11 protein-coding genes are annotated in these 12,419 nt (G+C 63.2%); 7 read left to right on the top strand and 4 right to left on the bottom strand.

Annotated features, from left to right (window positions below; genetic code table 11):
- Window positions 1-43 precede the first annotated feature (43 nt).
- The 4 genes from C5J24_RS25575 to hemH all read left to right on the top strand — a co-directional run bounded on the left by C5J24_RS25575 (window position 44) and on the right by hemH (window position 5,485).
- Window positions 44-1,495, top strand: coding sequence for a homospermidine synthase (locus C5J24_RS25575; protein ID WP_105421919.1), 1,452 nt, complete (start codon window positions 44-46; stop codon window positions 1,493-1,495).
- Between the two features lie 175 nt (window positions 1,496-1,670).
- Complete coding sequence (gene omp10, locus C5J24_RS25570) at window positions 1,671-2,030, top strand: outer membrane lipoprotein Omp10 (RefSeq protein WP_105421917.1); 360 nt, start codon at window positions 1,671-1,673, stop codon at window positions 2,028-2,030.
- A gap of 227 nt (window positions 2,031-2,257) precedes the next feature.
- Window positions 2,258-4,270 carry a 5'-nucleotidase C-terminal domain-containing protein gene (locus C5J24_RS25565; protein WP_105421915.1) on the top strand — a complete coding sequence of 671 codons (2,013 nt, stop codon included), beginning with the start codon at window positions 2,258-2,260 and terminating at the stop codon, window positions 4,268-4,270.
- A gap of 180 nt (window positions 4,271-4,450) precedes the next feature.
- Entirely contained in the window at window positions 4,451-5,485 is a 1,035-nt protein-coding gene (hemH, locus tag C5J24_RS25560; RefSeq protein WP_105421902.1) for a ferrochelatase, read from the top strand.
- A 51-nt stretch (window positions 5,486-5,536) separates the two neighbouring features.
- Here hemH and C5J24_RS25555 read toward each other — a convergent pair whose 3' ends face one another.
- Together C5J24_RS25555 and queC are read right to left on the bottom strand one after the other, a co-directional pair.
- Window positions 5,537-6,292, bottom strand: a complete 756-nt coding sequence (locus tag C5J24_RS25555; RefSeq protein WP_105421900.1) for an MBL fold metallo-hydrolase — start codon at window positions 6,290-6,292, stop codon at window positions 5,537-5,539.
- An 87-nt stretch (window positions 6,293-6,379) separates the two neighbouring features.
- Window positions 6,380-7,090: a 7-cyano-7-deazaguanine synthase QueC gene (gene queC / locus C5J24_RS25550; protein ID WP_105421898.1), complete on the bottom strand. Its 711-nt coding sequence runs from the start codon at window positions 7,088-7,090 to the stop codon at window positions 6,380-6,382.
- Between the two features lie 193 nt (window positions 7,091-7,283).
- Here queC and C5J24_RS25545 point away from each other — a divergent pair, with 193 nt between their 5' ends.
- Window positions 7,284-8,321: an SPFH domain-containing protein gene (locus C5J24_RS25545; RefSeq protein WP_046634717.1), complete on the top strand. Its 1,038-nt coding sequence runs from the start codon at window positions 7,284-7,286 to the stop codon at window positions 8,319-8,321.
- 3 nt (window positions 8,322-8,324) lie between these two features.
- On the top strand, window positions 8,325-8,783 hold the full coding sequence (locus C5J24_RS25540) for an NfeD family protein (RefSeq protein ID WP_105421896.1): 459 nt from the start codon (window positions 8,325-8,327) through the stop codon (window positions 8,781-8,783).
- Window positions 8,784-8,821: 38 nt separating this feature from the next.
- On the opposite strand, the gene C5J24_RS25535 is transcribed toward C5J24_RS25540, so the two are convergent.
- Complete coding sequence (locus C5J24_RS25535; RefSeq protein ID WP_105421894.1) at window positions 8,822-9,817, bottom strand: SIS domain-containing protein; 996 nt, start codon at window positions 9,815-9,817, stop codon at window positions 8,822-8,824.
- A 145-nt stretch (window positions 9,818-9,962) separates the two neighbouring features.
- Here C5J24_RS25535 and C5J24_RS25530 point away from each other — a divergent pair, with 145 nt between their 5' ends.
- Window positions 9,963-11,507 (top strand): outer membrane beta-barrel protein, encoded by a 1,545-nt coding sequence (locus C5J24_RS25530; protein WP_105421892.1) that lies wholly within the window; start codon window positions 9,963-9,965, stop codon window positions 11,505-11,507.
- Here C5J24_RS25530 and C5J24_RS25525 read toward each other — a convergent pair.
- Window positions 11,504-12,388, bottom strand: a complete 885-nt coding sequence (locus C5J24_RS25525) for an ornithine carbamoyltransferase (protein WP_105421890.1) — start codon at window positions 12,386-12,388, stop codon at window positions 11,504-11,506. The two genes, C5J24_RS25530 and C5J24_RS25525, sit on opposite strands and share 4 nt — an antisense overlap.
- Window positions 12,389-12,419: the final 31 nt, after the last annotated feature.

Below are 12,419 nucleotides of genomic sequence, written 5' to 3'. Positions count from 1 at the left end.
AGCGGGGCAGCGGTCCGAGAAGGCCGCGATCAAGGAGAAAGACATGTCAGAGACTACTTATCCGGTTTATGGCGAAATCACCGGTCCGATCGTGATGATCGGTTTCGGCTCGATCGGCCGCGGCACGCTGCCGCTGATCGAACGCCATTTCAAGTTCGACAAGAGCCGGATGGTCGTCATCGACCCGCGCGACGAACCCTCCGACATGGAGATCCTCAAGAAGCACGGCGTCCGTCACATCAAGGAATACGTGACCAAGGAGAACTACAAGGAACTCCTGAAGCCGCTCCTGACCGAAGGCAAGGGCCAGGGCTTCTGCGTCAACCTGTCGGTCGACACCGGCTCGCTCGACCTGATGAAGCTCTGCCGCAAGCTCGACGTCCTCTACATCGACACGGTCGTCGAGCCCTGGCTCGGCTTCTATTTCGACAAGAACATGAAGAATTCCGAGCGCACCAACTATGCGCTGCGCGAAACCGTGCGCAAGGAAAAGGCCAAGAATCCCGGCGGTGCGACTGCCGTTTCCACCTGCGGCGCCAACCCGGGCATGGTCTCCTGGTTCGTCAAGCAAGCGCTGGTCAACCTCGCCAACGACACCGGCCTTAAGTTCGATGAGCCTGATCAGCACGACCGCGAAGGCTGGGCGAAGCTGATGAAGAAGCTCGGCGTCAAGGGCGTCCACATCGCCGAACGCGACACCCAGCGCACCAAGCACCCGAAGCCGCTCAACGTCTTCTGGAACACCTGGTCGGTCGAAGGCTTCATCTCCGAAGGCATGCAGCCGGCCGAACTTGGCTGGGGCACCCATGAAGAATGGATGCCGAAGAACGGCAAGAAGCACAAGAAGGGCAACAAGGCCGCCATCTATCTCGAACAGCCGGGCGCCAACACCCGCGTTCGCAGCTGGTGCCCGACGCCTGGCCCGCAGTATGGCTTCCTCGTCACCCACAACGAATCGATCTCGATCGCCGATTATTTCACGGTGCGCGACAAGGACGGCGAAGTGACCTTCCGCCCGACCTGCCACTACGCCTACCATCCGGCCAATGACGCGGTTCTGTCGCTTCACGAAATGTTCGGTAATGGCGGCACGCCGCAGCCGGTCCACCACGTTCTCGACGAGGACGAACTGGAGGACGGCATCGACGAACTCGGCGTGCTGCTCTACGGCCACGAGAAGAACGCCTACTGGTTCGGTTCGCGCCTGTCGCTCGAGGAAACCCGCCGCATCGCGCCTTACCAGAACGCCACCGGCCTGCAGGTGACCTCCGCGGTTCTCTCCGGCATGGTCTGGGCGCTCGAAAACCCGACCGCCGGCATCGTCGAGGCCGACGAGATCGACTACAAGCGCTGCCTCGAAGTGCAGCTGCCCTATCTCGGCCCGGTCGAAGGCCATTATACCGACTGGACCCCGCTCGACGGCCGCCCGGGCCTCTTCCCGGAAGACATCGACACCAAGGATCCGTGGCAGTTCAAGAACATCCTGGTTCGTTAATCTCGCGAACGGGTTCGTTGATCCGATAAAACACAATGGAAACCGCCTGCCTTGCCGCAGGCGGTTTTTTGCATGTTGAAAGCTCTTGCCTTTTCAAGGCCACATCTTGCGTTACATAGGGCGATGGCGGCAAGGTTTGCCAACCTGAGCCGGACCGAATCGCGGGAGACTGATCATGAAATTTAAAGTGAGCTTTGCGCTCATCGCCGCAGCCAGCTTGACCGCCTGCGTTTCTTCCCCTCCGCCGCAACAGATGGCGGCCGTGCAGCCGCAGGGCGTCGAAGGCAGCTGGGTCGATCCGAACGGCATCGTTTCCTCGTTCCAGGCCGGCACGTTCAACACCCGCTCCAGCGACAGCAACACGCTGCTCGCCTCAGGCACCTATACCAGCCTCTCGCCGACGCTGGTCGAGATCAACATGACCTCGCTGGTGCGCAAGACCCAGTCGCGTGTCAACTGCTCGCTGGTCAGCATCAACCAGCTCAACTGCACGCAGGATAGCGGCGCCCAATTCTCGCTCTCCCGCCGCAGCTGAGACAATCCGTCATCGAACAATGACTGGAAATTCCGGAACCCCGCTTCGGCGGGGTTTCTCGCGTTCGGCGCTGAGAAAACTTACACGCGCACCTTTGTCATATTTCCCCTTGAAACCACTTTGCCTTGATGAAAACATGCGTTGCACAACGACTGTCACGGTGGGACGGTAGAACAGTCGGAGTCAGGCGGCAGAGAGCCGACCAATAAAAACAGGAGAGAGATCAGATGAAGAAGACATTGAGGTTCGGGCTGCTGACCGCGTCGGTCATGGCTCTTTCAAGCGGCGCGGCATTTGCCGATTTCGAGCTCAATATCCTGCACATCAACGACTTCCATTCGCGTCTCGAATCCATCAACGCGACGGATTCCACCTGCTCGGCCGAGGATGAAGGCAAGGGCGTATGCTTCGGCGGCGCGGCCCGGCTGCTGACGGCGATCAACCAGACGCGCGACGCGCTGAAGGCTCAGAACAAGAACGTCATCCTCCTGAACGCCGGCGACAACTTCCAGGGCTCTCTCTTCTACACGACCTACAAGGGTGCCGCCGAAGCCGAAGCGCTGAACGCCATGAAGTTCGACGCCATGACCGTCGGCAACCATGAATTCGACGACAGCGACGACGTGCTCGCCACCTTCCTCGACAAGATCCAGTTCCCGGTCGTCACCGCCAACGTCGTCCCGAGCGCCGCCGCCAAGATCGGCAACCGCATCAAGCCGTCGCTGGTGCTGACCGTCGGTGGCCAGAAGATCGGCATCGTCGGCGCCGTCACCAACGACACCCCCGAAATCGCCAATCCCGGCCCGAACATCACGATCGCCGACGATGTCGCCAAGATCACCGAAGCCGTCCAGTCCCTGAAGGCTCAGGGCGTCGACAAGATCATCGCGCTGACCCATGTCGGTTACCCGCGCGATCTCGCCTTGATCGCCAAGATCCCGGATGTCGACGTCGTCGTCGGCGGCCACACGCATACGCTCCTTTCGAACACCGCCAAGGATGCCGCAGGCCCCTATCCGACCTGGTCGGACAATCCGGGCGGCTACAAGGTGCCGGTGGTCCAGGCCTATCAGTATTCGAAATATCTCGGCGACATGAAGGTCGTCTTCGACGACAGCGGCGTCGTGAAGAGCGCCGAGGGCAATCCGATCCTGGTCGACAAGGCCTTCCAGCCGGACGCAGCCTTCGCGGCACGGGTGACCGAGCTCAAGAAGCCGATCGAGGACATGAAGAAGAAGGTCGTCGGCGCCTCCGAAGCCGTGATCGACGGTGACCGCCGCGTCTGCCGCGCCAAGGAATGCTCGATGGGCAACCTGGTCGCCGATGCCATGCTCGGCCGCACCAAGGGCCAGGGCATCACCATCGCCATCCAGAACGGTGGAGGCTTGCGTGCCTCGATCGACGCCGGCGAAGTCACCCAGGGCGAAGTCGTCAGCGTCCTGCCGTTCCAGAACACGCTCGCCACCTTCCAGCTGACCGGCGCCGATGTCGTCAAGGCGCTGGAAAACGGCGTCAGCCAGATCGATGACGGCGCAGGCCGTTTCCCGCAGGTCGCGGGCCTCAAATATTCCTTCGACAAGTCGAAGCCGGCCGGCTCCAAGGTCAGCGACGTGCAGGTCAAGGAAGGCGACAAGTTCGTACCGATCGACCCGGCCAAGACCTATGGCGTCGTCACCAACAATTTCATGCGCGCAGGCGGCGACGGTTACGCCATCTTCAAGACCGGCGGCAAGAACGCCTATGACTACGGCCCGGACCTCGCGGACGTGACGGCGGAATTCGTGGCTGCCCGCAACCCCTACAAGCCCTATACGGACGGTCGCATCACCGACCTGACGCCGGCAAGCTACACCCCGCCGCCGAAGCCCGCGCCCGCCGCTCCGCCGGCACCGGCTGCGTCTGCCCCTGCAGCACCCGCACCGGCGGCACCTGCCCCGGCTGCGCCTGCCGCTCCGGCACCGACCGCCTCCGCACCGGCCGCTCCTGCGGCTCCCGCGCCGGCCGCCCCTGCCCCGAACAGCATGGCCGCAGCTCCGGCAAAGCCAGCGCCGGCAGCTCCCGCTGCTCCGCAGCCGGCCGGCCCGACCAAGTATACGGTCGTCAAGGGTGACTCGCTCTGGGATATCGCCGAAAGCCACTACGGCGATGGCGAGGAATGGACGAAGATCGCCGAGGCCAACAAGTTGCGCCGCCCGAACCACATCGAGATCGGCGCCGAGCTGGAACTGCCCGCCAAGTAACGCCGGCCAGCGACATCCCGACCCCACCAGGGTCGGGTCCGCGACTTCAGACAACGGGCCGGGACAATTTGTCCCGATCCATATACCGGCCCGGGCTTTCCCGGGCCGTTTTTTATTCCTAAATGATCCGGAAAGGCGCCCGCCCCCGTATCGGCTTCATCCGATCTTTGAAAGGTCACCATGCATCCGCATTCCGCCCACATGCCCTCCGATCATCCGAAGGTGAGTTTCGGCAAGGTCGGCGTGCTGCTCGTCAACCTCGGCACCCCGGACGGTACGGATTACTGGCCGATGCGGCGATACCTGGCGGAGTTTCTCTCCGACAAGCGGGTGATCGAATGGTCGCGGCTCTACTGGTATCCGATCCTCTACGGCATCGTGCTCAACAAGCGGCCGCAGAAAGTCGGCAAGGCCTATGAGGCGATCTGGAACAAGGATCGCAACGAGAGCTACCTGCGCACCTATACCCGCAGCCAGGGCGAACTGATGGCCGAGCGGCTGAAGGACCTGCCAGATGTCGTCGTCGACTGGGCGATGCGCTACGGCAAGCCGTCGATCGCCGAGCGCATCGACGCGCTGAAGGAAAAGGGCTGCGAGAAGATCCTCCTCTTCCCGCTCTATCCGCAATATGCGGCCTCCACCACCGCTACCGTAAACGACAAGGCCTTCGAGCACCTGATGAAGCTGCGCTGGCAGCCGGCCCTGCGCACCGTGCCCCCCTATCACGACGAGCCGGCCTATATCGAAGCGTTGGCGGACTCCGTCAGGGCGAAATACGCGGCCCTCGACTGGGAGCCGGAGATGCTGATCGCGTCCTTCCACGGCATCCCGCAATCCTATTTCAAGGCGGGCGATCCCTATTACTGTCATTGCCAGAAGACGGCGCGGCTCCTGAAGGAGGCGCTTGGCTTCACGGACAAGAATTTCATGATCACCTTCCAGTCCCGTTTCGGACCGGAGGAATGGCTGCAGCCCTATACCGACAAGACGGTGGAAAAACTCGCCCATGACGGCATCAAGCGGATCGCGGTGATGAATCCCGGCTTCGTCTCCGACTGTCTGGAAACGCTCGAAGAGATTGCCGGTGAAGCGGGCGAGATCTTCCTGCATCACGGCGGCGAAAAGTTCGCGCATATCCCCTGTCTGAACGACAGTCCGGGTGGCATGACCGTGCTCGAAAAGGTCGTCCGCCGCGAACTTCAGGGCTGGGTGTGAGCGGCTCATTCCAGCCGCCCCTGATTTATTGCCTCTCCGGGTTCAGCGCTTTCAGCGGGCCGGCAGGTCGATCACATCGCCGTCTGCCGGAATCAGCAGGCGCGATGGGCCGATTCCGGCCGAGTGAGCCGCCTCGCGCAGATGTGCACGCGAAACGGTGGCATGATCGAGCGCCTCCATATGCGCCGCGACAACCGTGGCCTCAGGCGCGGATCGGCAGAGCTCGATCGTTTCCGCCGCATCCATGACGATGAGGTCGCCATCCCAGAGGGCGCCGCAGGAATGGCTGACGATGACATCGGGCACGACGCGCTCCACCGTCTCCAGTACCGGCGGATAAAGGACCGTATCGCCCGCCCAATAAACTAGCGGCTCACCGGGCGCGGCAAGCGTCAGTCCCATCACCGAGCCCATCTTTTCCCGGACCGGACCAAGCCCGTGGCTGCCCTCACGGCGCGTGATCGTGATGCCTTGCCAGACGAGCACCCCCTCGAGCGGCTCCACATCGGCAAAACCTTCTGCGGCGATCGTCGCCTCATCGCCCGGCTGACAGATCAGCGGCAGATGTTTCGGGACGCGTTGTTTGGCCACCGAATCGAAATGGTCCGAATGGAGATGGGAGACGATCACCAGTTCGACACCCTGCAGGACCTCCTCCACCGAAAGCGGCAGGTCCGTCAACGGATTGGCGGATTTGCCGGTATAGGACGGCAGGCTGTGACGAGGTGCGAAATAAGGATCGATCAGGATGCTGCGGCCCGCATAGGAAAGCTTGAGCGTCGCATTGCGGATCAATTGAAGCTTCATCGAGGCACCTCGTGCGGGAAGAATGCGAAGCCTAGGCCGGTTGGCCGTGATGATCCAATGACTGTTCTAGATGAGACAGCCACTCTATCAACGCGTCTCCTCGGCCCTGAATCCTTCCGTCGCCGCCCTCCAGAAATCCGGATCCTCGTACTCGGTCGGATCTTCGATGCCAGCGAGATGGAAAGCCTCTCGCCGCTCGACGCAGGTGCCGCAGCGGCCGCAATGGCGGGCACCACCCTTGTAGCAGGACCAGGTTTCGGCGAACGGCGTAGCGTGACGGGCGCCGTCCGTGACGATATCGGCCTTCGATCCATGGACATAAGGCGCAAGCAGCCGGACCGACGCGTAGCCGTCGAGCGCATGATCCTGCATCGCCTGGAAGGCGTCGATGAAACCGGGCCGGCAGTCGGGATAGATGAAATGGTCGCCGCCATGCACGGCGATCGCCACCGCATCGGCGTTTCTCGCCGCCGCCACTCCGAAGGCGATCGACAGCATGATCGCATTGCGGTTCGGCACCACGGTCACCCGCATCGTCTCCTCGGCATAATGCCCGTCCGGCACCTCCACGTCGTCGGTCAGTGCCGACCCGGTCAACCGGCTGCCGATCCCGCGCATGTCGATGATCTCGTGGAAGACACCGAGCCGCGCGGCGCAGGCGGCAGCGAAATCGAGTTCCTTGCGGTGCCGCTGGCCATAGTCGAAGGAGATTAGGCCCAGCAGCTGCTGTTCGGCGGCAATCCTGTGGGCGAGCGAAACGGAATCCAGTCCGCCGGAGCAGACGACGATGGTTTTCATGGGCTTTCATCCTTGTTTTGACCGGGTAGGCTGCGACCGGGTGTTCGAACTCGCTTCCTAGACCGGCAACGCGTCCTTGTGAATAACCCAGGCGACATCGGCAGCGGTCGGGCTGTCATTTCTTCCCTGTAAAGAACGTGCTAACTCATCACGTGTGATCTGGCGGACTTACCGCCTGCAATGGAGGAACGTCATGAATCTGGGCGGCCTGGGTGGCTTCGATATCGTCGTGATCGGCGTCGTACTGCTGATCATCCTGGTCCTGTTCGCCGGGATCAAGACCGTGCCGCAGGGTTATCGCTACACCGTGGAGCGCTTCGGCCGCTATACGCGCACGCTGGAGCCCGGCCTCAACATCCTGACGCCCTTCATCGAGCGCATCGGCGTGCGGATGAACGTCATGGAGCAGGTGCTCGACATCCCGACCCAGGAAGTCATCACCAAGGACAATGCCAGCGTCTCCGCAGATGCGGTCGCCTTCTACCAGGTGCTCAATCCGGCCCAGGCCGCCTACCAGATTTCCAACCTGCAGAACGCCATCCAGAACCTCACCATGACCAACATCCGCTCGGTCATGGGCTCGATGGATCTCGACGAGTTGCTCTCCAATCGCGAAGTCATCAACGAACGTCTGCTGCGCGTCGTCGACGAGGCGGTCGGCCCCTGGGGTATCAAGGTCACCCGCGTCGAGATCAAGGACATCCAACCGCCGGCCGACCTCGTCGAATCGATGGGACGGCAGATGAAGGCCGAGCGCGAGAAGCGCGCCCAGATCCTCGAGGCCGAAGGTTCCCGCAGCGCCCAGATCCTGCGCGCCGAAGGCGCCAAGCAGGCAGCGGTTCTCGAGGCGGAAGGCAAGCGCGAGGCCGCGTACCGCGAGGCGGAAGCTCGCGAGCGTCTGGCGGAAGCCGAAGCCAAGGCGACCCAGTCCGTCTCGCAGGCGATCGCCGCCGGCGACGTGCAGGCGATCAACTATTTCGTGGCGCAGAAATACATCGAGGCGCTGGCGGCGATCGGCAAGGCACCGAACTCGAAGATCGTGCTGATGCCGCTGGAGGCTTCGTCGGTCATCGGTTCGCTTGGCGGCATCGGCGCCATTGCAAAGGACGTTTTCGGCGATGGTTCCGGGCCCGCAGCACCGCCGCGCCCGCCGGCCGGCCCGCGTCCCCAGCCCGGCCCGCGCACCACGCCGGTCCTCAATCCGTTCAACCCGAATTCCTCAGAGACCTGAGCCATGCTGCATGATGCTGTGGTCAATCTCGGTCCCTGGAGCTGGTGGATATTGGGCGTCGTCCTTCTCGCCGCCGAGCTCGCGGCACCGGGCGTCTTCCTGATCTGGATCGGTGCTGCCGCGATCGTTATCGGCGTGCTGTCTCTGGCGCTCTGGGATGCGGCCTTCTGGACCTGGCACGTCCAGCTCCTGCTCTTCGCGGTGCTTTCCGGCGCCTTCGCGCTGGCAGGCCGCCGTTTCTATTCCAGCCGCAACCAGGCGACGGACGAGCCCAATCTCAACCGGCGCGGCGAAAGCCTGGTCGGGCGCACCGCAACTCTCCACGAACCGATCGCCGAGGGGCGCGGCCGCATCCGGCTCGACGATACATGGTGGTCGGTGATGGGACCGGACCTGCCGGCCGGCACGCAGGTGAAGGTGGTGGCGGCGAGCGGACGCGACCTGACGGTCGAAGCGGCTTAGTTCTTCCGGTCGGAAAGCGGTTCGGAGCCTAGCGGGTATCAGGCGACGCCGACGCGCAGCAGATCGTGGAAGTGGACGATACCGACCGGCTTGCGCTCTTCATCGACGACGAGCAGCGCGCCGATGCTGTGCTTGTTGAGCATCGCCATGGCCTTCGTGGCAAGCGTTTCCTTGCTGACGGTCTTCGGGTTGTGCGTCATCACGTCGTCGACCCGCGTTTCGCGCAGATCGAGATGAAGGTGCCGGGAAATATCGCCATCGCTGATGAAGCCGCAGAGGCTGCCATCCTCATCGACTATGCCGACGCAGCCGAAGCGCTTGCGCGACAGTTCCTCGATCGCCTCCAGCATGAGGACGCCCTTCTTGACCAGAGGCATGCGATCGCCGGTATGCATCAGGTCGCCGACATGGGTGAGCATCGCTCCGAGCTTGCCGCCCGGATGGTAGACGCGGAAATCGGTTGCCGAAAACCCGCGTGCTTCTAGCAGCGCCACGGCAAGCGCGTCGCCCATGGCAAGCTGCATCAGCGTCGACGTAGTCGGCGCCAGGCCGTGCGGGCAGGCTTCCTGTTCCTTGGGCAGCAGCAGAACGACATCGGCCTCGCGGGCGAGCGTCGAAATTTCGCCCGACGTCATGGCGATCAGCGGAATGGAGAAGCGGCGAGTGAAGGAAACGATACCCTGGAGCTCGGCAGTCTCGCCGCTCCAGGACAGAGCCAGCACCACGTCACCCGAGCCGATCATGCCGAGATCGCCATGATTGGCTTCGACGGGATGCACGAAGAAGGAAGGAGTGCCGGTCGAAGCGAGGCTGGCGGCGATCTTGCGGCCGATATGTCCGCTCTTGCCGATGCCGGTCACGACGACCCTGCCGTCGATGTCGCCGATCAGTTCCGCGGCCTTGCGGAAGGCATCGCCAAGACCGTTCTGAAGCGCCAGCTCCAGCGCATTAAGTCCTTGTTTCCCGAAGGAAATTGTCCTCAAGGCGGAATCGACAAGGTCGTTCTCGACCAGTTGCAAAGCTCTCTTGATCATGGGCAAGCCTTAACTCTTTTCACCCATCAAGTCTATCGGCTTGGTGCGGCGCCACTAAGTTAACCGCCGCCCACGGCGTCGCAACCAAACGTTAACCACATGGCTTTACGTTTGGGTAAGCATTTGCGATTGCCCGGGCAGGCCTATGAAGATCACCACAATGACAGGCGGGACGCGCCAGAGGCGCCGGACGGCACTCGGCCTTCTGCTGGCCTGTTCGGCGCTAGTTTCACCCGCAGCCGCCCAGACCCGCAGCGTGTTTCCGCCGCAGAACGGCTCTCTTCCCTCGGTCGCGAACGCCACGTCGCCGACTTCGAACACGGCCTCCAACACAGCATTGAGAGGCAGCACCGCAGCCCAGCCGACGACAACCGCTGCCACTGGCGCCAACGCCGCCGACGACCAGAATGCGAGCGATCCCAATCTCGCGACCGGCACCACGCCCGGCCTCAACCGCACGGCAACCCAGGAGCCTCCTTACGAGGACGACCTGAACCAGCCGCGCGAAGAGCCGCTCGACCGTGGCGCGGAGCCTGTCGAAACCCAGGAACAGCCCCGCGAGCCGGGCGATCCGACCGGCATCCGGATGGGCAGTTTCCTGCTCCGCCCCTCGATCAACCAGAGCATCGACACCGAGACCCGCCGCTCGAACGGCACCAAGATCCGCCGCGATTACCTGTCGACGGCGATCCGCGGCACGCTGACCTCCGACTGGTCGCGCCATTCGTTGACGGTGACGGGTGAAGGTACGCTGGAACGCAATCTCGGCAGCAGCAGCCAGGGCGAGCAGCCGGAAGCGAACGTCAATGCGGACCTGCGGCTCGATCTCTCCAACGACACGGTTGCCCATATCACCGGCGGTTATCGGTTCTCCCGCGAGGACGACTACGATCCGAATGCGGTGGGCGGCGCATCGACCCAGCCGGGCGTCCATGAATTCACCGGCGGCACGTCCGTCCAACGCGACTTCGGCAAGGTCCGTGGCACCGCCGCGCTCGATCTTTCCCGCGCCGCCTACACCGATGCGAAACTCTCCGACGGCACGATCGTCAGCACGAAGGACCGTAACCGGACCGGCATCGACGGCCGCCTGCGGCTCGGCTACGAACTCTCGCCGGCGCTGGTCCCTTATGTAGAAGTGGCGACCGGCCGCACGTTCTACGACCTCAGGCGCGACAATTCCGGTTATGCCCGCTCGTCGCAGAGCTATGCGGCGCGCACCGGCATAGAATTCGATCTGGGCGAAAAGCTGCGCGGCGAAATCGGCACCGGTTACGAGATCGTCGATTACGAGGATGACCGCCTGAAATCGGTCGGCGCCGTCACCTTCAACGGCAGCGCCACCTGGTCACCGCAGCGCGGCACCAATGTCGATCTCGGCCTGCGCACCACGGTGCAGGATTCGACCACGCCCGGCCAGAGCGGCTGGGTGGAATACCAGGCGACGGCAGCGCTGACCCATGAGATGCGCGACAACCTCATCGCCCGGCTGACCGGCAGCTCGACATTGCGCGATTTCCCGAGCGGCGGCCCGAGCGACGAGACGGTCTGGATCGGCGGCGCCGGCCTCACCTGGGCGATCAACCGCTACCTCGATCTGACCGGCGACGTCGAATACGAGCAGGCGGGCGGCGGCGGCACCAACGACAAGATCGTCCGCGCCGGCGTCGGCCTCACCTTGAAGCGCTAGCCTTTCGTTCGAGCATCAATCCATTCCATCAGCGCATTCTGCGCGTGCAGCAGGAAGCCTTTCGCCGTCGTGCTCTGGCAGGCGGGGTGCGTCATCGCATCCACGCTGACCTCCTCGTCCCGCGCCACCGGCGGACAGGGAATGAAGATCACGTCGGGACGGCAGCGATCGAGAACTGCCGCCGAGATCCGGTAATCCGCAAGCGTGCTTTCAGCGATCCCGCCCGGCCAGCTATCCGTGAAGATGACATCCGCATCCTCAAGTTCCCGCGTATCCGTGCTCAGCCGGAAATTCGGATTGAGAAGCGCCGGGTCGCCCACGTGCCAACCGTCCGGATAGACCTGCACCACCTCGATCGGCAGCGAGATCGACGCCTCGACCCATGACCGGAGAATATTGGCGTCGGGCGCAACTCCGACGATCTTCAAATCCTCGATGCGGCCCCTTTTGGCTCTGACATAAGCGAGGTCCCCGAGCGTCTCGCAAGGGTGGTTCGACCGCGTCCGGGCATTGATGACCGGCGCCCGGGCATTTGCCGCAAGCTCCCGGAGCGAGGCCAGCTCCGGCGTGCGGATGACGATCATGTCGAACCAATTGTCGAGATAACCCGCCAGATCGCCGATCGCCTCGCGCCCGCCGAGAGTGACCGGCACCTGGGTGCAAATGCCGCCCATCGCCTGGATTCCGAGATCGAAAGCCGTCGTGTTGCGCCAGCCGCCATCGTCGACGATCAGGGCGACCCGCCTGCCTTCGAGGCTTTTCGGCATCCGCCGCTCCCGCCACGCTTGCCCAAGCGCGCCGGCACGATCGAGGATCGCCGCTATGGTATCCGCCGAAAGATCGTGGAATTCCAGAAAATCGAGATTCGCAGAGACAGCCATGTCACCCGACACCGTGAAAAAACAAAACCCC

Source organism: Neorhizobium sp. T25_27 (assembly GCF_002968565.1).
Taxonomy (GTDB): Bacteria; Pseudomonadota; Alphaproteobacteria; order Rhizobiales; family Rhizobiaceae; genus Neorhizobium; species Neorhizobium tomejilense.
Note: the sequence above shows the minus strand (reverse complement) of the source record. Positions and strands in the feature narration are given on the sequence as shown.